The organism is Ruegeria sp. S84 (genome assembly GCF_056583445.1).
In genome coordinates, this window is record NZ_CM152618.1 from 1,647,355 (window position 1) to 1,669,444 (window position 22,090).

Annotated in this window: 25 protein-coding genes and 1 pseudogene; 3 read left to right on the forward strand and 23 right to left on the reverse strand. The window is 60.4% G+C overall.

Translation table 11 applies throughout. The features are described 5' to 3' along the window. Positions 1–51: 51 nt before the first annotated feature. Complete coding sequence (locus AC1DFB_RS08290; RefSeq protein ID WP_170626669.1) at positions 52–390, forward strand: TraR/DksA C4-type zinc finger protein; 339 nt, start codon at positions 52–54, stop codon at positions 388–390. On the opposite strand, the gene AC1DFB_RS08295 is transcribed toward AC1DFB_RS08290, so the two are convergent. The 17 genes from AC1DFB_RS08295 to AC1DFB_RS08375 all read right to left on the reverse strand — a co-directional run bounded on the left by AC1DFB_RS08295 (position 371) and on the right by AC1DFB_RS08375 (position 13,520). Continuing rightward, positions 371–667 (reverse strand): DUF7742 family protein, encoded by a 297-nt coding sequence (locus tag AC1DFB_RS08295; RefSeq protein ID WP_480885837.1) that lies wholly within the window; start codon positions 665–667, stop codon positions 371–373. The two genes, AC1DFB_RS08290 and AC1DFB_RS08295, sit on opposite strands and share 20 nt — an antisense overlap. Positions 668–669: 2 nt before the next feature. Then, the gene (locus AC1DFB_RS08300) at positions 670–4,650 is read right to left on the reverse strand and encodes a baseplate multidomain protein megatron (protein WP_480922496.1); all 3,981 of its coding nucleotides are present in this window, start codon (positions 4,648–4,650) and stop codon (positions 670–672) included. Next, positions 4,650–5,090, reverse strand: coding sequence for an NlpC/P60 family protein (locus AC1DFB_RS08305; protein WP_170396502.1), 441 nt, complete (start codon positions 5,088–5,090; stop codon positions 4,650–4,652). The genes AC1DFB_RS08300 and AC1DFB_RS08305 overlap by 1 nt, the downstream gene beginning before the upstream one ends. After that, positions 5,090–5,974 (reverse strand): DUF2163 domain-containing protein, encoded by an 885-nt coding sequence (locus tag AC1DFB_RS08310; RefSeq protein ID WP_480922497.1) that lies wholly within the window; start codon positions 5,972–5,974, stop codon positions 5,090–5,092. Before AC1DFB_RS08310 ends, AC1DFB_RS08305 begins: the two co-directional genes overlap by 1 nt. Then, positions 5,974–6,606, reverse strand: a complete 633-nt coding sequence (locus AC1DFB_RS08315) for a DUF2460 domain-containing protein (protein WP_170565943.1) — start codon at positions 6,604–6,606, stop codon at positions 5,974–5,976. The genes AC1DFB_RS08310 and AC1DFB_RS08315 overlap by 1 nt, the downstream gene beginning before the upstream one ends. 12 nt (positions 6,607–6,618) lie before the next feature. Then, a complete protein-coding gene (locus AC1DFB_RS08320; protein ID WP_170512022.1) occupies positions 6,619–7,281 on the reverse strand; it encodes a phage tail tape measure protein in 663 nt (220 codons plus the stop codon). Next, positions 7,268–7,477 (reverse strand): rcc01693 family protein, encoded by a 210-nt coding sequence (locus AC1DFB_RS08325; RefSeq protein ID WP_480922498.1) that lies wholly within the window; start codon positions 7,475–7,477, stop codon positions 7,268–7,270. The genes AC1DFB_RS08320 and AC1DFB_RS08325 overlap by 14 nt, the downstream gene beginning before the upstream one ends. Beyond that, positions 7,474–7,788 (reverse strand): gene transfer agent family protein, encoded by a 315-nt coding sequence (locus AC1DFB_RS08330; protein ID WP_170512020.1) that lies wholly within the window; start codon positions 7,786–7,788, stop codon positions 7,474–7,476. Before AC1DFB_RS08330 ends, AC1DFB_RS08325 begins: the two co-directional genes overlap by 4 nt. Beyond that, a complete protein-coding gene (locus AC1DFB_RS08335) occupies positions 7,788–8,201 on the reverse strand; it encodes a phage major tail protein, TP901-1 family (RefSeq protein ID WP_170396490.1) in 414 nt (137 codons plus the stop codon). Before AC1DFB_RS08335 ends, AC1DFB_RS08330 begins: the two co-directional genes overlap by 1 nt. A 20-nt stretch (positions 8,202–8,221) precedes the next feature. Further along, a complete protein-coding gene (locus AC1DFB_RS08340; protein ID WP_170422219.1) occupies positions 8,222–8,635 on the reverse strand; it encodes a DUF3168 domain-containing protein in 414 nt (137 codons plus the stop codon). Beyond that, entirely contained in the window at positions 8,632–8,970 is a 339-nt protein-coding gene (locus AC1DFB_RS08345) for a head-tail adaptor protein (RefSeq protein ID WP_170422221.1), read from the reverse strand. The genes AC1DFB_RS08340 and AC1DFB_RS08345 overlap by 4 nt, the downstream gene beginning before the upstream one ends. Continuing rightward, entirely contained in the window at positions 8,967–9,566 is a 600-nt protein-coding gene (locus tag AC1DFB_RS08350; RefSeq protein ID WP_480922499.1) for a head-tail connector protein, read from the reverse strand. Before AC1DFB_RS08350 ends, AC1DFB_RS08345 begins: the two co-directional genes overlap by 4 nt. Positions 9,567–9,738: 172 nt before the next feature. Beyond that, the gene (locus AC1DFB_RS08355; protein ID WP_480922500.1) at positions 9,739–10,917 is read right to left on the reverse strand and encodes a phage major capsid protein; all 1,179 of its coding nucleotides are present in this window, start codon (positions 10,915–10,917) and stop codon (positions 9,739–9,741) included. A 34-nt stretch (positions 10,918–10,951) separates the two neighbouring features. Continuing rightward, positions 10,952–11,497: an HK97 family phage prohead protease gene (locus tag AC1DFB_RS08360; protein ID WP_480922501.1), complete on the reverse strand. Its 546-nt coding sequence runs from the start codon at positions 11,495–11,497 to the stop codon at positions 10,952–10,954. A 26-nt stretch (positions 11,498–11,523) separates the two neighbouring features. Next, the gene (locus AC1DFB_RS08365) at positions 11,524–11,742 is read right to left on the reverse strand and encodes a GTA head formation protein, RCAP_rcc01685 family (protein WP_010442100.1); all 219 of its coding nucleotides are present in this window, start codon (positions 11,740–11,742) and stop codon (positions 11,524–11,526) included. After that, entirely contained in the window at positions 11,735–12,895 is a 1,161-nt protein-coding gene (locus AC1DFB_RS08370; protein ID WP_480922502.1) for a phage portal protein, read from the reverse strand. Before AC1DFB_RS08370 ends, AC1DFB_RS08365 begins: the two co-directional genes overlap by 8 nt. 115 nt (positions 12,896–13,010) lie before the next feature. Continuing rightward, complete coding sequence (locus AC1DFB_RS08375; RefSeq protein ID WP_480922503.1) at positions 13,011–13,520, reverse strand: hypothetical protein; 510 nt, start codon at positions 13,518–13,520, stop codon at positions 13,011–13,013. Between the two features lie 421 nt (positions 13,521–13,941). Here AC1DFB_RS08375 and AC1DFB_RS08380 point away from each other — a divergent pair, with 421 nt between their 5' ends. After that, positions 13,942–14,196 carry a hypothetical protein gene (locus AC1DFB_RS08380; protein WP_170800411.1) on the forward strand — a complete coding sequence of 85 codons (255 nt, stop codon included), beginning with the start codon at positions 13,942–13,944 and terminating at the stop codon, positions 14,194–14,196. Between the two features lie 73 nt (positions 14,197–14,269). Here AC1DFB_RS08380 and AC1DFB_RS08385 read toward each other — a convergent pair. The 3 genes and pseudogenes from AC1DFB_RS08385 to AC1DFB_RS08395 form a co-directional block, all read right to left on the reverse strand. Continuing rightward, positions 14,270–15,639 (reverse strand): annotated as a pseudogene (locus AC1DFB_RS08385) (DNA-packaging protein). Next, positions 15,548–15,892, reverse strand: a complete 345-nt coding sequence (locus AC1DFB_RS08390) for a hypothetical protein (protein ID WP_039536221.1) — start codon at positions 15,890–15,892, stop codon at positions 15,548–15,550. The pseudogene AC1DFB_RS08385 and the gene AC1DFB_RS08390 overlap by 92 nt, the downstream one beginning before the upstream one ends. Positions 15,893–16,072: 180 nt before the next feature. Then, a complete protein-coding gene (locus AC1DFB_RS08395) occupies positions 16,073–16,960 on the reverse strand; it encodes a DMT family transporter (RefSeq protein WP_480922504.1) in 888 nt (295 codons plus the stop codon). 325 nt (positions 16,961–17,285) lie between these two features. Here AC1DFB_RS08395 and AC1DFB_RS08400 point away from each other — a divergent pair, with 325 nt between their 5' ends. Beyond that, positions 17,286–18,545: a DEAD/DEAH box helicase gene (locus AC1DFB_RS08400; RefSeq protein ID WP_480771533.1), complete on the forward strand. Its 1,260-nt coding sequence runs from the start codon at positions 17,286–17,288 to the stop codon at positions 18,543–18,545. Between the two features lie 113 nt (positions 18,546–18,658). Here the strand turns inward: AC1DFB_RS08400 and mltG are convergent, their stop codons facing one another. The 3 genes from mltG to AC1DFB_RS08415 form a co-directional block, all read right to left on the reverse strand. Further along, a complete protein-coding gene (mltG, locus tag AC1DFB_RS08405; protein WP_480922505.1) occupies positions 18,659–19,816 on the reverse strand; it encodes an endolytic transglycosylase MltG in 1,158 nt (385 codons plus the stop codon). After that, positions 19,817–21,082: a beta-ketoacyl-ACP synthase II gene (gene fabF / locus AC1DFB_RS08410; RefSeq protein ID WP_170403139.1), complete on the reverse strand. Its 1,266-nt coding sequence runs from the start codon at positions 21,080–21,082 to the stop codon at positions 19,817–19,819. Positions 21,083–21,285: 203 nt separating this feature from the next. Continuing rightward, a complete protein-coding gene (locus AC1DFB_RS08415; RefSeq protein WP_170396463.1) occupies positions 21,286–22,029 on the reverse strand; it encodes a 1-(5-phosphoribosyl)-5-[(5-phosphoribosylamino)methylideneamino]imidazole-4-carboxamide isomerase in 744 nt (247 codons plus the stop codon). Between the last annotated feature and the right edge of the window lie 61 nt (positions 22,030–22,090).

Below are 22,090 nucleotides of genomic sequence, written 5' to 3' on the forward strand. Positions count from 1 at the left end.
CTAGTCGTAAAATTACCAAACGCAAACCCTTGATATGCACTACAACAAAAAATGAACTCAGCCGATCTGGACCATTTTCGGAAGCTTATTCACCAGCGCCTTCGCGATCTCGCCGCGCAATCCGCCGCCGGTCAGGATGCGCAATCAGTTGTGGAGCTGGATCAACAGGCAGTGGGTCGGCTCAGCCGGATGGATGCGTTGCAAAATCAAGCAATGGCCAAGGCGCAACAGGCCCGGCGCGACACCGAAACGCATCGGCTTCGGGCCGCTCTAAACCGGATGGACGAAGACGATTTCGGCTATTGCGAAGATTGCGGCGAGGAAATAGCGCACGGAAGGCTAGAGCTGGACCTTGCCGCCTCAAAATGTGTCAGTTGCGCATCTGGCTGATTTGAAACCGGATCAGTTTGCGCAGAACCATCTCGAAACATTGGCAATATTGCAGATCGTCGAAATTTGGTTCGTCTGCCAAGGGCCGGCAGCACGCGGCTGCCATCAACGAGCCATTTCCATAAACAGGATGCAACCGCCCAGTTCTGGCGACATGTCGATCCGCCAGTTCGGCCTCAGCAATCAGGAGGGTGCTTATCCTATCGCGGTCGGTTCGCGGCGCGGCCAGCAAAGCCCGCGCCGCCGCGCTGAGATCTCCGTGCAGGACTGGCCGCACGGCTAGCCGACCGAAAGGCGCGCAAACGCCCCGGGTCCGTAGGTAGCCGAAACCTGCGCGACTGCGACATCGTAGGGTCCGGCCAGCCCGTCATCGGCTTTCATCGCGGCAGAATACTGCCAAACCGGATCACTGGTGACAGTTTCGCGCAACAAAGCACCCTCAGTGAAGACGCGGATAAGATAGGATTCGCTTTCTTCGCCCAGAGGCACATCCAATGCGCTCCAGTCATCGCCATCAATCCGGGTGCGGCGCACCCACGAGATCTTGTCCCCGGTAGCCGACGCAGACGCCCGCAAATGCGCTGGCGCATAAGGCCTCAGCCCATTGCCATCGAACGCTTCAACCAGATGCACATATGCCGGGTCCTCGTAGCCGCGCGTTGCAGGGCCGATACGGTAATGCTTGGCCACGCGGCGTTCGGTGCGCAGCAACCCGGTCTGATAAACACGTTCATCCAGTAGGACAAAGGTAGACGCTTCAGGCCATACATCCGGCATCAGGGCATCCGTACCCAGCTGACCACGCAAGCGGCCTGACAAATTGTAAACGCCAGTCTCCTGCAAGACCGCATCCGAGAACTGGAACACTTCCCAATTGCCCGGTGTTCCGTCACCGATGGCAGCCAGATTGGCACCACTCAGCAACGCCGAGCGTGGACGAGACTCCAACACGCCATCGATCAGGTTGACACGCAACGCGGCCCCTTCGTCCCAGATCCCAGCGCCTGCGCGTCGCAGGGGTGTTTCGGTGAAGCCAATCACCGCCTGCCCCGCGATCACTTGATGCAAGGTATAGTCCTCATCCTGTGCAGCCGAATAAACAGCCACGTTACCGGGCCAGGGCTCGGCCGATATCGCCAGATACGGCGCATGGGGCGCTTCGGATCCAGTGATCAGCGGCAGATCCATGAGCACCGGCAGAACTGGCACCGGAGCAATGAACGGCTTGGCTGCCGCTACATCATCCAAAACATCGGACGGGGTATAAACTCCGGGTTCAATCCGCACCGCATCCGCCAATTGCATCTCGGCCTGTTCCAGCCGGTCGATCCGATATAGCGTTCCGTCCCCGCCATCCGGCAAACGCACCACATCGCCGGCCCCGACATGCAGCAGCGAGGGCGGCAGAGCAAATCGCACAGTCTCGCGCGAGATGCGGGATTCGCTTAGCCAGCGCTCGACCGTCTGACGCCCTTCGGCGCGAGTCATCGACAAGGGCATTTCGTTGACGGCGACCGAATGGGTTCTGTCATCAGGCAAGACGGCCTCTTCCGCGACAACATCATGGTCCGCATCCGACTGGACGAATCTTAGCCGCACGCGCCCGGTCATCTCGGCCTCAGCCTCGCGGCGATGTTCCACTGGCCCGTCGATATCCGCGCTGATAGCGATCTGCTCGGGGTCAATGTCAACGGCCCGACGCCCGTCGCGGGTTCTGAACTTCAGCACCCCGTCCCGCTCGATCGCGTCGAACCCATAGCGCAGCATCAGCGGCTGCAAGGCCTGCCGAGCGTTCATTACTTCCTCAACCGCGTAACCACGTAACACGCCGTAGAGCTCGGACACATCAATCGCCGTCACCCCTGCCTCATGGCAGATTTCTGTCACGACCGAGGCCAGAGTCCGCGACCCGGATCGCCCGTTCAGCCAATGCCCACGTGCATAGTTATCGCCGTCCGACCACTGCGACCGCAGGTTCGGGAAAGTCGGGAACGGACGCGCATCCCAAGCCCAGACAAAGGCGTTCGACAGGTCAACCATCGGGCCGTCATAGATATCTGAAACCGGGTTGATCTCAGCATCACCCCAATAGCCAAGGACGGCCCGAAGGTACTGAACCATGATAAAATCGTCCCGTACCCCGTTGGAATACTGCGGCAAATTTGATTCAGACGACTTTGGGTCCAAGAATTTGTTCGGCTGGTTCGTGCCCTTGTCGATCGCCGCGCAGCCCAGTTCGGTGAACCAGATTGGCTTGGACCCCGGAACCCAACTCGTGGGTGTTTGCTGCCGCACGCCCCCGATCCGCTCATGATGTCGGTTCGCCCACCAGTTGCGCAGGTCCTTATACCGCCAGACCCACGGCTCGCCATGATCGTCATCAGTGATCGGGCTTCGGATCTGCGCTTCGGCTTCCTCCGGTGACGCATAGTACCAATCATACCCCTCGCCACCTTCGATATTACCGCGCAGATAATCCAGATCGTAGATCGACCCATTCGACACCTCAGCGTCCAGATGCGAGGCCCTGTCCCGCCAGTCGGACAGCGGCATATAGTTGTCGATGCCGACAAAATCTATGTTCTCATCGGCCCAAAGCGGGTCGAGGTGGAAATACCGGTCTCCGGTGCCGTCTTGCGGCTGATACCCGAAATACTCGGTCCAGTCTGCGGCATAGCCGATCTTAGTTTCCGGCCCCAATATCGCGCGTACTTCCGCGGCCAGAGACCGCAGCCCCGCAACTGCAGCGAAGCCAGACGCGCCGCGGATTTGCGTTAGCCCGCGCATCTCGGACCCGATGCAGAAGGACTCCACGCCGCCCGCCGCCTTGCACAGGGCCGCATAGTGCAGAATGAACCGCCGTAATCCCCATTCACTTGGGCCGCGATAGGCCACTTTGCTGCCGCTGGTCGAGAAATGTGACGCGCGCGCCGTACCAAAGAACGCCGCCACCTGCGCATCCGCATCGGAAGTTTGATCCGGCGAGCCTGGCCGTCCCGGAGCGACATCCAAAGTGATCCGCCCACGCCAGGGTAAATGAGGTTGATCCGGCGCATCGGACCACGGATCAGGCAGGCCGTTGCCCTCTGATTGCTCCATCAAAATAAACGGATAAAACATAACCCGTTTGCCCGAGTTCTTCAGGTGCCGGATCGCCTGCACTACGGCCGCATCAGCCGGTGTGCCGCCATAAACCGGACGCCCATCCTGCCATTTCACCTGCCCCGCCGCAGTTCGGGACAGACCTGAAACACTCCAGGGCATGTTTGCGCCCTCGATATTCTTGCGTTCAACCTTGGGGCGGATCTGGCATTCTCCGCAGCGCAAATCATCGCCGAACCACGACACGATCAACGAAGCCGCCTCGCAGCCCGGCAATTCCTGGCCGAGCGCCCGCGTCGAGGTCACCAGATCGGACTTGCCCGATGGTGAATTGACATTCGCCGCCCAACTGCGCCCACGGCCCTTGGTGTAATTAACCTGAGATGAAGCCAGCGCGTATTCCCCCGTACCCGGCATCAAGGCCACCCCCTTGATGATCCGAGACAGCGCGTCCTCGGCATCCGGCATCTCGTCTTGTTCCTGCCGCACCACCTCGAACGAGAATTGCGGCACTCGGTTGCCAAAGGGACCCAGCGCCAGATCTTCAATCACCACATAAGCCGTGCCGCGATAAGCGGGCACCGTGCCTGCCCCTTCGACCGCTTCAATGAGCGGGTCGGGCAATTGCTCGTGATCGCCGCGATAAATTCGCATGTTCAGCGATCTACGCTCGACCTCTTCACCATCGGCCCAGACACGCGTGATATCCGCAACCTGTCCCGCGCCCACGGCAATCGCCAGAGACACAGAATAGCTGTAGCTATGCGTGGTTGTCGTTGTCGTCACTTCAACGGGCTTGGGTTTCCCCTTGCCTCCACCGCCACCGCCTGATGTTTGCGTCGTCGTCGAGGTCGATCGGGTTTCCAGAAAGTCCGAGGCCCAGATGACCTGTCCTCCAACTCGCATCCGGCCGTAGACCGTCGCGACGGTCGCACCCTCACCGGTTTCGGTGAGACGGAAACGATCCAGACGCCCGGTCTCGACCACCTCGCTGCCGCCGCCCATTACGGATTGGCTGGCCATCAACCGGTTGTCGATCACCCGCCCCAGCGTCGCCCCGACCGCGCGGCCAATCACCGCCGTGGACAGACCCGCAACCGAGCCCCCGATCGAACCACCTATTGCCGCACCTGCAGCAGACAGAACTATTGTGGCCATCAGAAATCCTCCAGCGGGAATTCGAAACAAGCGACCACGCGGCGACGCCAAGGCTCGCTCAGCGTGTTTTCAACAACACCATGCCCGGTATAGGCGTGGATGAATCGCATCGGGTCTTGGGCGCTGACGATGCCCAGATGCTTTGCCACGGCCGCATCCCGCATCCGAAACAGCAATACATCCCCCGGGGCTAAATCATCGGGCGATTTCTCGACTAGATGGCGACGGGCTGCGGCCCACATGCGTTCCTCACCCTGCGGCTCGGACCAATCCATGCTGTAGACCGGCACCGCCTCGGGCTCATGCCCCATCACCGCGCGCCAAACGCCCCGCAGCAAGCCGAGACAATCGGCGCCTGCACCCCGAACAGAGGCCTGATGAACATAAGGTGTGCCCAGCCATCCGCGCGCTTCGTCCACGATATCTTGTTTTGTCCGCATCATCGCCTGCTTCCCCCTTTGTGTTGACTACTGCGCTTGGGTACGGCCATGACCCAATCCTCGTGCGGCAGGTCAGGGAAGCCCTGAAAATTCAGCATGTTGTTGAACTTCAGTCGGCAAGTGGTCATACGCTTGTCACACCCGGCGGTCAGCTGGACCCGGTCCCCAACCGCCAGCCCGCCGCCAATCGCCGACCACAGCGTGACATCGCGGCCATCTCTGACCTGTTCATCCAGCTTGATCGAGGCCCACAGGCCCTGCGCAGCCCCGTCCAGCACATCCAGCCTGCCGCGTTCAAACCAACCCGCCTCAGAATTCTCCGCGCCCTGCAAACGCAACGCCGCGCCGTCCAGCGCGACAATTTCAGCCTCAGCGCGATAACCCGGCGTCTCCAGGGCAAAGCGGCACGCCTTATCCCCCAACACCGCCGTACAGGGCTTCTGATAAATCCGCCCTAAAGGCCGGTTCAGCAGATCGGTCAACCCGCGCAATTCCGCATGAAACGCCCCGCCAGCGCGACGCAACTCACCAATCGAACCACGAAACTGCAGCATCCGCTGCTCAGGATCGGCCCAATTGACCAGCCAGGCCTGCACCTCGGCCCCATCAAAGCGCCCCGCCTCGATATCCTCTTCCCGGACCGAGGCATCAGACAGCGCGCCCATCGCCTCGGTATTATCGATCGACAGGCCGGTTGCCTGCTCGATCGCCGCAGCGGTCAGACCGGTGCTGGCTTTGAACACCAGCCCGTCAAAGCGCAACTCCATATCGTGATCCGTGAAACCATAGACCTGCCCGTCGCTGCGCGTGATTGCCCAGCAACGACAGGTGGTGGTCAGCCCGCTTTGCAAATGCGCCTGCAGCGCCTGTTTGTCCCCGCTCATCAGACCCGCACCTCGACCACCGGTACGTTCGGGACGTCACCGGCCTGAAAGCTGGCCACGCTGGTCTGGATCTTGTCGGTGTCGAACCGTACCGGAACGTCGAACTCAAACCCGGCTGTAATCTCGACCTGCTCAGGCGGCGGGGCCGAGAACATCACGCGTCCGGTCGCCAAATCGACCTCAAAGTCCACGCCTTCGCGTTGCGCGTCCTGATCCAGCCCCAGCGTCACGGTCCCCAGTACCGGCTTCAGGATTGGCCGCACATAGCTGAACCCGCCCGAGCTGTAGGTCTTGACCAGTTGAAACGAAACCGTCTCGCCATCTCCGCGCGCAATCACCTGATCGCCCTTGTCGACTTCAGCCGTCGCCGCGCCCGATTTGAAATCCGACCAGTCCTTCCAGCGGAATCCAAACATCTGGCCTTGCCGCGCCTCGAAGAAGGAAATCAATGTCTCGATATCGTCTAGCGACCGCATCCCCAGCCCGGCATCATAGCGCCTGCGCGAATGCGCCCAGGGCGTGTTGCGTTCTTCGAACCCGTTGGCCAGCGTCACGATATCCGTGCGCCGTTCCGGCCCACCGACCGAGCCAAAGCTCAGGCTGGCGGGAAATCTCACCTCGTGGAAATTCATCGCCTGCTCCCCTTATCTGTTGCGATTGCCGCGGCCCAATGCGCGGCTCATCTGCGCCGCGATCTGGCCTTGAGAGCGGCGGAACCCCTGCACATCCGGTGTTGAGATATTCATCACCACGTTGACCGCTCGCCCGCCGCCCTGCGTCCGCACACCCAGCTTGCCATCGGCCCCGCGCGCTAGCGGCATGATCGCCTCGGGACCCGCCTCACCCATCAACCCGGTGCCGCCTCGCATCGGGAACATGGTCGGGCTGCTAACGACCCCACCATTGGCAAACGGCATCACACGGCCCTGAGAAAAACTGCCGCCATCGGCAAAGGGCAGTATCCCTTGCACCAAGCCACCCACCCCATTGGCAAGCATCCCGCCGAAATGATCCGTCACCGGTTTGATCGCCGCCGAATACGCCGTGCGGATCATCGAGTTCTTCAGCACATCCAGCGCCCCCGACAGGTTCATCCCATCCAGCACCACGCCATCAAAAGCCTTGCGCAACCCGCCCGACATGCCACGCTCCAGCGTAGCCACATCCTTTCCGGTCTCTTCAAACGCGGCCTTGATCCGTCGCATCTGGCCATCAAATGCCGAGGCCATGGTCGCCGCATCGCCCAGCGCGTCACCCAGCGCCTCTCCCCGCTCCTGCAGGTCGTCAAAACCATCACGATCCGTCATTACGCTCTCCTTGTGTCTTGTCCGGATAGGCCGTCAGCAGCGCATCCAGCCCTGCCCGGTTCATCGCGGGCATCCCGGCGCCCTGCCCCAGCATCAGCCGCAGCTCAGCCGGGGTCAGACGCCAGAACTGATCCGGCGTCAGGCGAAGGCCGAGGAACCCGGCCCGCATCAGTACGGCCCAGTCGAACCCGCTCACTCGGGCACCATGAAGGCCCGCGCCAGCAACTCGGCTGCCGCCTTGGCCCCCGCCATCGGCCCGCCCGCAATCTCGGCATGCAGCAGATCATCGCGGGTCACCTGAGACCCGCCGCCGCGCAGCCCGGCAACAAGCAACGCCAGCACATCGCCGCTGGAATACGCGCCACCCTCGAACCGCTGCACCAGCTCGACCAGAGACCCGGCCTGCAGCTCTTGTTCCAATTCCGCCAAAGCACCCAATGTCAGCTTGAGCACCCGCTGCTCCCCATCGATTGTCAGCGCCACCTCGCCCGTCCACGGATTGGCCATCAGAGCGCCGTAAAGCTCAGCGCGCCGGCGCTTGCCATGCTCATCTCGTAGGTCGCCTCACCGTTATGCGAGCCCGCATATTCGATGCTGCTGACCTGAAACGGGCCTTCGACAATACCGAAATCGGGGATGATCACCTGAAAGCCGGGCGTCTCACCGTCAAAGAACAGCTGGCGCGCACGCTCATCTGTGCCCGCATCCTTGAACACGCCCGAGCCCGAAATAGCGGCCGATTTGACCCCGGCCCCCGACAGCAGCTCGCGCCACCCGCCCTGACTTTCCAGGCTGGTCACATCCACACTTTCCGCGTTGAAACTGATACGCGTGGCGCGCAGCCCCGCGATGGTCTCGAACAGGCCGGTGCCGTTCATATCCACTTTGACCAACAGGTCTTTTCCGTTCTGGGCAGCCATATGCTCTCTCCGTTGATTGCTTAGTCGTCTTCCACGCGGGCGCGGAATCTCAGATCGATCTGGCGGATCGCGCCGCCGGTTCCCGTGCGTCGGGCGCTAGCGCGTTCGAACCACAGCCCCACCAGATGGCCCCGGTCCAATGTCAACGCCGCGCCTTCCAGCGCGTCACACACTGCGCCCGCCAATGTCTTGGCCGCGCCAAAGCCCGCCGCTTCGGACACCACTGAGACCGTGAACCGATGCACCGCGCCTGCGCCCGTCCGGTCCGACGCGTCGCGCACCTCTTCCGGGCCAAGTGTCACGTAAGTTTGCGGCAACACTCCCGACGGCACCGCGTCATAGATCGCACCACCCGAAAGGGTGCTGACCTGCGCATCGCCCGCCAATTGTTGAAACACCGCCGCCTGCAAAGCGGCTGCAACGCCATAGCTCATGCGGCCACCTCTTCATCTGCGAAACAAGTCAGGTACTGGCCGCGTGGATCGCGCTCGGCCACTGCACGAATGACAAACCGGCGCGCCCCCTCAACAAATCGCTGATCAGGCGTGGGCCGCATGGATGATCCCTCAGGTGCGCCCCGGACTACGATCCGATAGCCAACCCGCGACACCGAGGCGCCACCGACCGCGCGTTCCGCCCCGCTACGTGCCGTCACCTCGGCCCAAAGCGCGCCCAGCGCAGCCCATGTCTCGGTATAGCCGCCCGCACCATCGGCACTACGGATCGGAGCCTCCAGCACCAGCTTGCGATTCAGTCGCGGCGCGCTCATTGCGTCACCCCCGCGCCGAAGCGCACAGTTCGATAACGCTGGATCAGACTGGTGACACCAAATGGCATGCACCCCGCGCCCAGCGCCGTCTCATCGCGGTATTCGTAGTAATGCGCCGCCAGCAGCAGCACCGCCTGCCCAAGGTCAGCGGGCAGCCCGCCCCAATCCGTGGCCATCCCGACAGTGAAGGCAATCTTCACCGAGCCGCCGGTCTGCACCCTTGGCAAACAAGCGCCAACCGGACGCAACCTAGGGCGCTGCATGTCGCGCTCCAAACGGTAAGCTTCGGCATCCACAAGCGTGTCGGTCCCCGCCGCATCCGTCAGCGTGATCGCAGCAACCGAGACCACCGGGGCCACCGGCAGCACTTCACCTGCTGGATCGCGCCAACCGTTCAGGCTCCACGAGAAATCCCGTTCGATCAGCACCTTACCGGTGCACGCCTCAATCGCCGCAATGGCCGCACGCAGAAAGCCATTCAACACCTCGTCCTGCACATTGCCCTCGGCAAACCCCGTGCCCAGCCGCAGATGCGCCTTGAACTGATCCACCGGCAGCGCCGCATCCGCGATGGCGGTTTCTTCGATCAACATCATCCATTCACTCCGCAATCTCGGACCCCTCCGGGGCCGTATCCTTGGAAAATGACGGGCACGCGCCGCCCCACGTTGCTCGGACGGAGGGGAGCAGCTAGACAACGCGGGGGATCTCACCCCGGCCCGCGCCCGCCGCCCGAGGGGCCTTGCAGCCCCCCGGATCCGCCACCGCTTAGGCGATGCCGAATTTCAGCAGTTTGATTGCAGCAAAATCGCTCACATCACCGCCCACGCGCTTGGTCGCGTAGAACAGGACATGCGGCTTGGCGCTGAACGGATCGCGCAGCACGCGCAGATCGGGACGTTCGGCTATGGTGTAGCCCGACTGGAAGTCACCGAAGGCAATCGAATAGCTGTCGGTCGCCGCATCCGGCATGTCCTCGGCAATCAGCACCGGATAGCCCATCAGACGCGCAGGCTCACCAGCGGCTAGGCCATCCGACCAAAGGAAGCGGCCATCGCTGTCCTTCAGCTTGCGGATCAGACCCGCGGTTTTCGAGTTCATCACGAAAGTGCCGTTCACCCGGTACTGCGCGCCCAGCGCATAGACCACGTCCACAATCGCATCCGCATCGACGCCACCATCAATGCCCGACGCGACATAACCCAGGCTATCCCAGCCCCAGCTGCCGTTTTCCATCGTACGATGGGTCAGGATACCCTTGGGCTTGTCCACACCATCACCATTGATGAACGCCGCCGCCTCGGCCCGTGCAAACTTGTCGGCGATGCGACCGGCCAGCCAGCCTTCGACGTCAAACGCACTGTCATCCAACAGACGCTGCGACGCTTTGGGCAGCGCGCTCAGCTCGTGCAGCGGGATCGAGATACGGTCAATCGACGGCGTACCAGTTTCCGCTGTGGCGGAGTTTTCATCAGCCCAGCCCGCACCCACATCCGTGTGGTCAATCAGAACGTCAAATGAGTTCGCCTCGACATTTACCACTGACACAATCGAACGGATCGAAGCGGTCGAATTCAGTACCGATTTGATCGCCTCAGCGGTCTGCGGATCAACCAGAAATCCGCCATCACTGTTCACCGCCGTCGACAAAGATTTCGATTCCATCTCCAGCCCGCGCAGCCCGTCATCCTCGCCCGAACGCAAATAGGCGTCAAAGGCCTTCTGATGCGGTGCGCCGTCCTCGATCGAGGCCGCAAGATGCGGACGCGCCGCGATGGTTGATTTACGATCCAGCATGGTCAGTCGCTCTTCTGTCTGTTGCAGTTGGGTTTTAACTTCAGCCTTGAGGTCCTTGAATTCATTCACGAAGCCAGCCATCGCCTGCTTCACCTCCTGAACCAGGGGCGCACCCTCTCCGGTCAAGGCCGGGGTCTCGGTCTTGCTCATCAGCACTTCCTTTTTGGGTGGGTATTGAGGCGCGCTAGGTCCGCGCCAGCTCCTGCCGGGCGTCGTTGAACACCTCGGCAATACTGCGCCAGGTGTTTTCAACGTCAGGCTCAACGCCCTTCGCCGCCACCCGCGCACTGGGCAGCATCGGGAAAGTCACCAGCGACACCTCCCATAGCTCCAGTTCGGTCAGGACCCGCTGGCCCTTGTCATTCTTCACGGCCCGTTTGGTGCGATAACCAATCGACAGGCCATCCATAGCGCCCGCCCGGATCAACTCGGCCGCCTCACGGCCCTTTTGCGTGGCCTCCAGCAGACGCCCTTTGACCCACAGGCCCTTGTCGTCCTCGCGCACCTCATCCCAGACGCCGATAGGCTGCGCCGGATCGTGCTGCCACAGCATCTTGACCCGCTGACCTGCCTTCGCCAGCCCCTCCAGCGAGCCGCGATACGCCCCGCGCTGCACCACTTCGCTGCCCTGATCGACCTGCCCAAACAGGCTGGCATACCCTTCGATCACCGCATCGTCGGTTACCGACAAGCTGTCTCCGAACTGTGCGAATTTATGTTCCAAATCCATGAACTTCTCCATGTAACCCACTGACATTATGGCGTTACCACAAGGAATGACTGAAACGCCTGCGCCAAAATCACCGCCGCCACGCCGTACACTGTCAGCCACAACCGTTTCTCCAGCCGCTCCATCATCTCTTCGATCTGATCCAACCTGCGGCACAGATGCGCATGCTGGATCTCGGCCACCCTCTCATGCGCGGCCAGACGTAGGCCCGGCGCACAGTCGAACGGAGGATACCCGTCACCCATCGCCACGCTCCGGCAGCCCCAGCAACGCGCGTTTCTCGGCATCCGTCAGGAAATCCGCCCCGTTGACCCGCGCCCATTGCGCATCGCGTTCCGCCGACAGCGCGGGCACCTGATCCAGATCCGGCTTCAGCACCAAATCCTCACCCGAGAAGCCCGCCAGCCACTCGGACATCGCCGCCGCCACCCGCGTCACCAGAGGCAATACGGTCAGGCGATAAAACGCCCGGTTGGCCTCCTGATAGTTCGAATAGGTCGCGTCGCCTTGGATCCCAAGCAACATTGGCGGGACACCGAAGGCCAGCGCGATCTCGCGGGCGGCGGCTTCCTTGGTCTTTTGAAACTCCATATCGGACGGAGAGAACCCCATCGGCTTCCAATCCAAGCCCCCTTCCAGAACCATCGGACGGCCCGCATTCCGCGCCCCGCGATAGTTCTGCTCGATCTCATCCGACAATCGCCGGAACTGATCCTCGGCCATCACCCCATGACCATCACCCTTCCACACCAGCGCCCCCGAAGGTCGCGCCGCATTGTCCAATAACGATTTTGACCACCGCGACGCGCTGTTATGCACATCAATCGCCATTGCAGCCGCCTGCATGGGCGAAAAGCCATAGTGATCGTCCTGCGGATGGAACGATTTGATATGACAGATATTTTCCGCCGCAAACCGGTGCTTCTTGCCGCCTACAGCGTAATCATACGCCTTGGGCCACCCATCCGCCCCCGGCACCACGCTCATCCGGTCCGAGCGCAACACATGCAGCTCAACCGGTAGCCCCTCGTCAGCCCGTACAGCCTCGACATAAGCATTGCCCGACAGCAGCAACTGCCCAAACAAAGCTTCCATCAATTCCGCCCGCCCCTGTGCCGCATTTGGGCGGCGCATCAGCGACAGGATCGGATGCATATCAAACCGCTGCGCCTGATCCTGCAACACCAAAGGCAACGCCGCCGCCGCCTCAGCAATCAGTTTGACCGATCGAAACCCCACCGGGTTCCCCGAAAACCCCGTCCGCGTCAGCGACACCGCATCCCGAGGGCTCCACGCCACGCGCCCGCCCGTCTGCCACGCCACCACAGGCCCCGCCGTGCTCGCCTTCGCCTCGGGCGCTGCCTCAGCCGATCCACGACGCAAGAAATCGAATACCATCTGTGCTCCTTTCTGCCGCCGCTCTGCTCGGCTTGTTGAAAGGAGTTATGACGGAAAGAAGTTTAAGCCCCGGGAATGATGCGTACGGGGGGTGGGCAACGGACAGAAATGATCATTAATCTCGTCTACTAGAGCCAATTACTTTAGCCAGCATTTCTCTCCAACGGCTCGCCTCAAACCCGCCGATGTTTCCAAACTTGAAGTACCAAACACCCGCGGCAAAACACCGATAAGCATCCTCCATTTCGGCGTCAGTACTATCATGAACTGAAACGACCAAATTTTGTGTACGAGAGCCGTCTTGCACCAACAGTTTGAAGCCTTGAACATAACAAACGTCAGTATTGGTAGGCAGATTAACTACTGCATCAACCAATTCTCTAGGAAACTGCTCGAAGGCTTTGATAGAAACTCTATCATTCTCAATAAAACCGCGTCCGGAAGCAAAGAAAAAGCTAAGTTCAGCATCCTGGGCGTTAGGCTCAGATCCTACTTTTTCTTGATTGTCCAAAATCTGAACCGCAGTGGCGATGGAGTGAATACCAGCCTGATCACCGCTGTCCTCAACCCGCAAAACGAATGTGAATTTCCCGTAAGGGCTGCCCAGAAGTTGCGCCGATGCCAAGACGGGAAATACGGCGATGCACGTCAGAAGATAGCCCAGAATCCTATTGCTACTCATTTGACTTTACTCGCATTCAGCCCAATTCCGAGGCAGGTAAACGCTGCCGACAAAGATATGCAAGTCGGGACTAACAGTAACAGAACGCAGAAGAAGTCTTATCTCGCAAAGCCCTTACCCGAGGACACCGATGCGCCCCTGCTGGTCCCACCACCAACTCATGCAGCGCCCTGACCAGCGCGTCGACCCGATCAGGCCAATCCTGTCCCTGAATCCATCATGGCCAATTGTAAGGCTTAGCGGCTTGCTGGACACTTAACCTAAATCCTTTGCAATCACCGCCAAGTTCTTGTGATTTCATGCCACGGCTGTTGCCTACGTTTCACATGCCCCCACGTGTGCTTCAAATTGAAGAGGCCACCCGATGAATGAAAACGAACCTGTGCCGTCCGGGCACTCCGATACAAACAATAACTGGACCAAGGAACCGACTGCTGCCGACAAACACGTCTATGAGGTGTTTGCCTCCAACGTAGTCGTTCTTGTGCAGCTGCTTGACGACTACAAAACCATGATGTCGCCGGATGTCCACGCAAGGCTGTTTTCTTCTCTGCTAACGTTGTCCCGGTTGCTCGGCGAATACGAGGACAGTTGGAATGAAGAGTACCCAACGTCCTGAACCTGAATTCGCCCAGCGAAAGATCAATTCTCTAGGCGAAATATGATTGTCTGTAGAGCACCCCTCAGAGTGCTCACAAACTCCGCACCCTAGGCCGCCGAAACGCCCCCGCGGGCCCCACAACCAACTCATGCAGCGCCCAGACCAGCGCGTCGACCCGGTCGGGCGAGCCCTGCCCTTCGAACCCGCGCGCGGTCATCTGGCACATCTGCTCTTCCAGCGAATCCAGTCCGGCGACATGCGCCACCCGCCCTTGCTCGTACAGCGCCGACACCGGCTCGGCCCGCGCGACCTTGCCGCGAGACGCTCGCACTGCGCGATAAGGCACCAGAGGGTCCACCTGCCGCACGACCTCTTCCACCAGTTGCCCGCCCTGATTGACCTCGGCCACCAACCGTTCGGCCCCGAACTCATCCATCGCGTCAATCGCCGCCTGCGCCCAGCCAGCCGGGCCAACGCCCTGCACCGTCCGGTCAGCCAGTACATAGGCCCGCCAGTCCTCGGGTGGCCCCTGTAGCTGAGCACCAACGACCACGATCCCGCAGGCATCCGCATCCGACCCCGCCGTCACCGCCGGGTCCAGCGCCACGACAACCCGGTCCAATGCGGGCACCTGCGCACAGCGCGCCGCCTCCAGCATCGAGCCGGTCCACAGCGCCCCTTCGGCATCCGACAGCAACACACCGTCCAACTCCTGCCGCCCCAGCCGCGTACCTGCATAACGCGCGCGCACCTCGTCCAAGAAGGACTCTGCCAGATTGGCCCGGTTCGCCTCGGTCGGCGCATGGGTCTGCACGGTCGACGGCGACGCCAGCAAATCCTTCAAAACCTTCACATTGCGCGGCGTCGTCGTCACACAGACCCGCGGCCGTTCCCCCAAACGCAGTGCAAATTGCAGCATATCCCAGGTCTCTCCAGCCTTCTTCCACTTGGCCAGCTCATCCACCCAGGCCGCATCAAACTGCGGCCCCCTCAGCCCCTCGGGATCATGCGCCGAAAACGCCTGCGCCTCAGCTCCGTTAGGCCAAACCAGCTTGCGTTCAGACGCCTTCCAAACAGGCCGCCGATCCGGCGGTGAACACTGCAATATCCCGCTATCCCCAAAGATCATCACATCGCGCACCTGATCGAATGTCTCACCGACCAGAGCCACGCGACTGGCCTCACCCTTCTCCAACGGCAAAGACCCCTCGACAACCGACCGCACCCATTCGGCCCCCGCCCGCGTCTTACCGGCCCCACGCCCGCCCATGATCACCCACGACCGCCAGTCGCCCTCGGGCGGCAACTGATGCGGCAGCGCCCAGAACTCGAACAGGAAAGGGAGGGCACACAGCCCCCCTCCCCGATCTCACTCAGAAATCTGTCCTGCACCGCAGCAGGCGCGGAGGCGAGCCAGCCTGCACCCGATCTCAGATCGTGCCCGATCAAGGTCGAGCGCATAGCCCCCTTGGGCAATTCCGGCTTGTCTGTGATGTTGTTCGACAAAGCTTGTCTCCACTTTCTGGCAACTGCGGATCAGCCCCTCTAGCTGACCCAGTTGCTTGCCTGTTCCGGCAAGGTCTGCATCCTCCCCGGCACCGATCTGTTTTCGCAGTTCTTCCGCTGCTTGGCGTAGATCGCGAATGGATCTTTCGAGCGACTGCAACAAATCAGCCGTCTGAGAAATCCGCTCTTCCGGGGTAATCAAAGTCATGTTTGCCTGTGACCTCATGCGTGAGTTTTTCCGCACGAGAGAAACGAAAAACGACCGCCGGGTCGCCCCGGGGCCGTTGCCCACCTCTTCTAGCATGACATAATTCGTACCAAGAAAAGCGCGCAAAGTCAATGCGTTACACAACGCAGATGCAACACCCGGCGTCCGATCGGTTAACGATCAGCCCCGCATGACCTCAAGAAACGCAGCGCTTACGATCAACGCCGCACCCAATGCTTCTCTCATCCCAAACGGCTCGCCCGAGAAGACCGCCGCCGAGATCAGGCCCACCACAACTTCGCTCATCAGCAGTAGACCAACGCGTGCCGGGGTCAGCTTGGTTGCGGGCCAAATCGTCAGAAAAAACATCGGCAAGGTGTACAGGACCGACAGCAACGCGACCGGGCCGATACGTATAACCATCTCGCCGACTGCCTCTGATGACGCAAAACCGCCGCTGAATGGAACGCTCAGCAGAGACAACACCAAAGCGCCTGAAACAAAGGCAAAAACCTGCCCCGGAACAGAAATACCGGACGTCCGATAAAGCCCCAGCGATCCCATCGCCCAAGTGATCCCCGATATCAGGGCCAGCCAGTCTCCAGTATTGCGCGGCCAGGGAAACCCCTGTTCTCCGCCAAGCACGATGAACATGCCACCCAGACCGCAGAGCAAGCCCAGCACGCGCGCCGGGCCAAGACGTTCACCCAGAAACACCATTCCAAGGATCGTTCCCCAGACCGGTGTCAGATAGAACAGCAGGATTGACCGGACGACATCTGTGTAAACCAGACTGATGGTAAACAAGCTGAACGCAGCACCGGTGAACATCCCGCTCAAGATCAGCCCGCGCCAGTCTTTCAAAAGCGCTTGCCGTTCGCGCATCAGGAAAGGCGTCAGTACGATCAACGCCGAGGTGTACATCACAATACCGGGCCATGGGCCATCCAGTCCTTGGTCGACAAAGTAGCGAACCGGAATCCAGTACAGCCCCCACATCATCCCGCCGATGACAAGGGCGACGCTGGCGGTCCTCAAATCCGCTCCGTGTATAGCTCTGAATGTCATGACCCGACTCATAAAACCTTCCGAACCGTATCTGGCAAACGCGCAACCCGCGCAAGCTTATGGCCGACACGGCGCTTGACAATCGCGACCGCAAGGCGCATGTGCCCCTCAAACAGCGCTACCGCGTGAGCACGTGGGCGACACCGCCCCCAACAGCGCCCGATTCACCCATAGTTCCCCATCACGCAGGGTTCTTGACGCGACAACCAGATGCTGCAGGGAACGCCTGCACGTCCTGAGGTTTCGCACAACCCCTGCCGGTCGCGGATGCGGCCCATCACGACTTGCCCGTGGGCCATTGCCTCGGGCTGTAAAGGATAGATATTTGTTCGACTTCGATATGCTTGGCCTTGCGCCCGCTCTAAATGATGCGCTCAAACGCGCCAACTTCACTCAACCGACCCCGATCCAGAACCAGGCGATCCCGCTGGCCCTGAATGGTCACGATATCCTTGGCCTCGCCCAGACCGGTACAGGTAAGACATTGGCCTTTGGCCTGCCGCTGATCGACCATCTGCTGGCCCAGCCCGGCAAGCCCAATCCCAAAACCGCCAAGGCGCTGATCCTCGCGCCCACCCGCGAGTTGGTGAACCAGATCGCGGACAGCCTGCGTAACCTGACCAAAAAGACCAAGATCCGCGTCGCGACCGTGGTTGGCGGTCAGTCGATCAACAAGCAGATCATGTTTCTGGCGCGCGGCACCGACATTCTTGTCGCCACCCCCGGTCGCCTGATCGACCTGATGGATCGCGGTGCGGTTAATCTGGGTTCAGTCAAGCACCTTGTGCTGGACGAGGCTGACCAGATGCTCGATATGGGCTTCATCCATGCCCTGCGTCGGATCGCGCCGGAACTGGGCACGCCGCGCCAAACCATGCTGTTCTCAGCCACCATGCCGAAGCAAATGGAAGAGCTCAGCCGTGCCTATTTGACCAACCCGCAGCGGGTGCAGGTCTCGCCCCCCGGCAAAGCAGCCGACAAGATCACGCAGTCGATCCACTTTGTTGAAAAGCCTGCAAAACCCGCCAAACTGCGCGAGATCCTCTCGGCTGACATGGACGCGCTGACGTTGGTCTTCTCCCGCACCAAACACGGGGCCGAAAAGCTGATGAAGGGGCTGGTCGCGGATGGGTTCAACGCTGCTTCCATCCACGGCAACAAAAGCCAGGGCCAGCGCGACCGCGCCATCAAGGCCTTCCGCGCGGGTGAGGTGAACGTCCTCGTCGCTACCGACGTCGCCGCGCGCGGCATCGATATTCCGGGCGTGGCCTATGTGATCAACTACGACCTGCCCGAGGTACCGGACAACTATGTCCACCGCATCGGCCGCACCGCTCGTGCAGGCCGCGAGGGCGAGGCCATTGCCTTCTGCTCGGCGGAAGAGGTCGACCTGCTGCGTCAGATTCAGAAGCTGATGAAGATCGAAATCCCGGTCGCCAGCGGTGAGATGCCTGAAGCAATCTCACCAAAGAAAACCCCGCGCCGCCCAAGCAATCGCCGTCGCGGCCCGAAACCTCAGCACTCTGGTGCGCCCAAACCGGGCGGTCAGAAACGCCGCCGACCGCGTCGCGCGAAAGCGGCCTGAATAAGAAACGGCCCGGTCGATTGACCGGGCCGTTGCTTTATCGGGGTCAGAGCTTCGTGTTGTACAAGTCGGACAAAGTGCCGTTTCAAACCTGTACAACACGGACGATTGAATCAGTTCCCGGAATTCCGCTCGGCCTCGATCTCACGCCACTTTGCGACGTTGCGATTGTGCTCTTGCAGGGTCTCGGCAAAGGCATGACCACCGGTTCCGTCCGCAACAAAGAAGATGAAATCCGTGTTGTCAGGTGCCACCGCAGCCTCAAGGCTCGCAAGACCCGGATTGGCAATCGGGGTGGGTGGCAGCCCTTCGATGACATAGGTGTTCCAAGGCGTCGCACGGCGCAGTTCGCTTTGCCGCAAACCGCGACCCAAAGTACCCTGCCCTTTGGTTACACCATAGATCACCGTCGGGTCTGTCTGCAGCCTCATACCTTGGTTCAGACGGTTAACGAAAACGCTGGCTACCTGGCCACGCTCTTCCGGCTGACCTGTTTCTTTTTCGATGATCGAAGCCAAAATCAGCATCTCTTCGGGGCTGTTCAGAGGTAAACCATCCTGACGCCCCTCCCACGCCGCGTTGATTCTAAGCTGCTGTTTTTCCTGCATTTCAGCAAGAATTGCATTCCGATCTTCACCGGGTCTGACCTCATAACTGTCAGGGGCCAACATCCCTTCAGCTGGCAATTCGGCTACTTCGCCGGTTAGCAAATCCATCGCCTTCAGCGACTCGACAATCTGCCAACTGGTGACGCCTTCAGCTAAGGAGATGCGATAACGCGTATCCGCCTCACCGCGTTTTTCTGCATAAACTTCCGGGGCGTCCTCTTCGCCGATCACAAAGGAAGCCACCTCATCAAAATCCAGAGTCGCCGGGTTCAGCTCACGCACGCGGGCCTGCATACGGGTCACACCAATGCGGTATTCGATCTCGGTCCCGCAAGTGCTGGCGCCGCTATGAGTTATGTCGTCGACGATTTGCTCCATCGACGCGCCTTCGCGAACCAGAAAGCTACCCGCTTTCAGCTGCTGAGATTTGTCTGTGTAATCAGCAGCTAAGCGGAAAATCAACCCGCTGCTGATCGCACCTTGATCCTCGAGGTCACGGCTGACCCGTGTCATGTTGGAGCCTGGCTTTACCTGCAGGCAGATCGCGGTTTCCAGCGGTCCTTCGGACTTGTATTGCGACTGCCCCCACAGGACGACACCGCCCATCAGGAACAGCCCAACGATCAGTATTGTCAACGCGTTCGAAGCGAGCGCTCGCCACATTTAGTTGACCTTTCCGAAGATCACACTTGCATTGGTGCCGCCGAAGCCGAACGAATTTGACAAGGCCACGTTGATCTCACGCTCGCGCTTGGCATTCGGGGCCAAATCGATCGGAGTTTCAACTGCTGGATTGTCCAGATTGATCGTCGGTGGCGCAACCTGATCGCGGATCGCAAGGATTGAGAAAATCGCCTCAATCGCGCCAGCGGCGCCCAGCAGGTGACCAGTGGCCGATTTGGTCGAAGTCATCGTCGCGTTGCTGGCGTGATCCCCCAGCAGGCGTTCTACCGCGCCCAGCTCAATCGTATCCGCCATGGTCGAGGTCCCATGCGCGTTAATGTAATCCAGATCCTTCGGCTCAAGCCCCGCACTACGCAGCGCTGCTTTCATCGAGCGTTCGGCCCCGTCGCCATCCTCGGACGGCGCGGTTATGTGATAAGCGTCACCCGACATCCCATAGCCCAGAACCTCGGCATAAATCTTGGCGCCACGCGCTTTGGCGTGTTCGTAATCCTCAAGAACTACAATGCCTGCACCTTCGCCCATGACGAAACCGTCGCGGTCGATGTCATAGGGGCGGCTCGCTTTCTTCGGATCATCGGCGTATTTGGTCGACAGCGCCTTGCAGGCGTTGAAGCCGGCGATACCGATTTCGCAAATACAGCCCTCGCCGCCGCCTGCGATCATCACGTCTGCATCCCCGGCGCGGATGATGCGGCTGGCATCACCGATCGCATGGGCACCGGTCGAGCAAGCAGTCACGACCGAGTGGTTCGGCCCTTTGAACCCATGACGGATCGAAACCTGCCCCGAGGCCAGATTGATCAGCGCGCCCGGGATAAAGAACGGAGAAACCCTGCGCGGACCTTTGTCGCGGATCAGGTTGGCCGTGTTGGCAATTGATCCCAGCCCACCGATACCGGACCCAATCAGAACGCCCGTGCGCAGGCGGTCTTCTTCGTCTTCGGGCAGCCAATTGGCATCCTTGCAAGCCATCTCGGCTGCAGCGATGGAATATAGGATGAAATCTTCAATCTTGCGCTGTTCTTTCGGCGGCATCCAATCGTCAGGATTAAACGTCCCGTTGGTGCCATCTCCGCGCGGCACTTCGCAGGCATAGGTCGTGGTGACCCCGCTTGCCTCGGCATCAAACTGCGTGATTGGTCCTGCGCCGGATTCTCCATCCAGCAGCCGTGACCATGTTTCCTCGACCCCACTGGCCAAAGGAGTGACCAATCCAAGACCGGTTACAACGACTCTGCGCATGAAGTGCCTCTTGCCTGCTTCCTGTTATGAGAACCGCTCATACCCCGGCCCGGGGTGCGGGGGCAAGAGCAACGGCATATTCTGAACCGGCATCCTTGTGCCGTAACCTGTTCAAATCCTCTGTCAATTGAGTTGAACGATGCCTGAAAGGCAAAAACCCGCCCTTCCTTCAACGGGAAAGGCGGGTCGTCTGGTACTGAAGTTTACTGGAACTCGGCGACTGGCTCGTGTGCCGATTGGGCGACCTCCAATGCTTCGGACAGATCGACGGACTTGCGGAACAGTGCCCGGCCTACGATCGCACCCGAAATATTCGAGATATAGGCGAGACGAGAGATATCGTCGCTGGTACGCACGACACCGCTGGCTATGATCGGCGTGCGTGATTTTTCGGCCAATCCTGAAATCAGACCCAGCTGCGCCTCGACGTCTTCCATATCGCTATCGATATCGGTCACCAGAATGGCTGCAAGCGGCGTATCCGCGAAAGCTTCGATGAAGGCTTCCGGGGTAAACGCACTTTGGCTGCGCCAACCTTCGGTCATCACTTGCCCTTGCCAAACATCGACCGCCAACACGATCTGATCGGGATAAAGCTTGGCCAATTCCTTAACCAACTGCGGGTCCCAGGCCGCAAGTGTGCCAATCACGATTCGGCCAGCCCCTTTGTTGATCCAATGTTCAACATGCTCGCGGGTCCGCATCCCCCCTGCCAACTGCACTGACATTTCAGAGGAGCGAATGATTTCTTCGATCAGTTCGGAATTGGTATCCCGGCCTTCGATCGCATCAAAATCCGTAAGCTGCATCCATTCCGCTCCAGCCGCAGACCAGCCGCGCGCGGTCTCGACCGGATCGACATGCCAGATCATCGCTTCATCCAGACGCCCCTTGTCCAGCGTAACGCACCGACCGTTCTGCAACTCCATCGTGGGGTAAATCATCATGATTCATATCCTCCGCTGAATCATTCCGTAATTCCACGATAGCATAGAGTCTCAATTTGCC

Excerpts from the sequence above, each read along its gene's own strand:
- AC1DFB_RS08290 (WP_170626669.1), top strand. The coding sequence starts at position 52 with ATGAACTCAGCCGATCTGGACCATTTTCGGAAGCTTATTCACCAGCGC.
- AC1DFB_RS08300 (WP_480922496.1), bottom strand. The coding sequence starts at position 4,650 with ATGGCCACAATAGTTCTGTCTGCTGCAGGTGCGGCAATAGGTGGTTCG.
- AC1DFB_RS08305 (WP_170396502.1), bottom strand. The coding sequence starts at position 5,090 with ATGCGGACAAAACAAGATATCGTGGACGAAGCGCGCGGATGGCTGGGC.
- AC1DFB_RS08310 (WP_480922497.1), bottom strand. The coding sequence starts at position 5,974 with ATGAGCGGGGACAAACAGGCGCTGCAGGCGCATTTGCAAAGCGGGCTG.
- AC1DFB_RS08315 (WP_170565943.1), bottom strand. The coding sequence starts at position 6,606 with ATGAATTTCCACGAGGTGAGATTTCCCGCCAGCCTGAGCTTTGGCTCG.
- AC1DFB_RS08320 (WP_170512022.1), bottom strand. The coding sequence starts at position 7,281 with ATGACGGATCGTGATGGTTTTGACGACCTGCAGGAGCGGGGAGAGGCG.
- AC1DFB_RS08330 (WP_170512020.1), bottom strand. The coding sequence starts at position 7,788 with ATGGCCAATCCGTGGACGGGCGAGGTGGCGCTGACAATCGATGGGGAG.
- AC1DFB_RS08335 (WP_170396490.1), bottom strand. The coding sequence starts at position 8,201 with ATGGCTGCCCAGAACGGAAAAGACCTGTTGGTCAAAGTGGATATGAAC.
- AC1DFB_RS08340 (WP_170422219.1), bottom strand. The coding sequence starts at position 8,635 with ATGAGCTATGGCGTTGCAGCCGCTTTGCAGGCGGCGGTGTTTCAACAA.
- AC1DFB_RS08345 (WP_170422221.1), bottom strand. The coding sequence starts at position 8,970 with ATGAGCGCGCCGCGACTGAATCGCAAGCTGGTGCTGGAGGCTCCGATC.
- AC1DFB_RS08350 (WP_480922499.1), bottom strand. The coding sequence starts at position 9,566 with ATGATGTTGATCGAAGAAACCGCCATCGCGGATGCGGCGCTGCCGGTG.
- AC1DFB_RS08355 (WP_480922500.1), bottom strand. The coding sequence starts at position 10,917 with ATGAGCAAGACCGAGACCCCGGCCTTGACCGGAGAGGGTGCGCCCCTG.
- AC1DFB_RS08360 (WP_480922501.1), bottom strand. The coding sequence starts at position 11,497 with ATGGATTTGGAACATAAATTCGCACAGTTCGGAGACAGCTTGTCGGTA.
- AC1DFB_RS08365 (WP_010442100.1), bottom strand. The coding sequence starts at position 11,742 with ATGGGTGACGGGTATCCTCCGTTCGACTGTGCGCCGGGCCTACGTCTG.
- AC1DFB_RS08370 (WP_480922502.1), bottom strand. The coding sequence starts at position 12,895 with ATGGTATTCGATTTCTTGCGTCGTGGATCGGCTGAGGCAGCGCCCGAG.
- AC1DFB_RS08380 (WP_170800411.1), top strand. The coding sequence starts at position 13,942 with ATGAATGAAAACGAACCTGTGCCGTCCGGGCACTCCGATACAAACAAT.
- AC1DFB_RS08390 (WP_039536221.1), bottom strand. The coding sequence starts at position 15,892 with ATGACTTTGATTACCCCGGAAGAGCGGATTTCTCAGACGGCTGATTTG.
- AC1DFB_RS08395 (WP_480922504.1), bottom strand. The coding sequence starts at position 16,960 with ATGACATTCAGAGCTATACACGGAGCGGATTTGAGGACCGCCAGCGTC.
- mltG (WP_480922505.1), bottom strand. The coding sequence starts at position 19,816 with ATGTGGCGAGCGCTCGCTTCGAACGCGTTGACAATACTGATCGTTGGG.
- fabF (WP_170403139.1), bottom strand. The coding sequence starts at position 21,082 with ATGCGCAGAGTCGTTGTAACCGGTCTTGGATTGGTCACTCCTTTGGCC.
- AC1DFB_RS08415 (WP_170396463.1), bottom strand. The coding sequence starts at position 22,029 with ATGATGATTTACCCCACGATGGAGTTGCAGAACGGTCGGTGCGTTACG.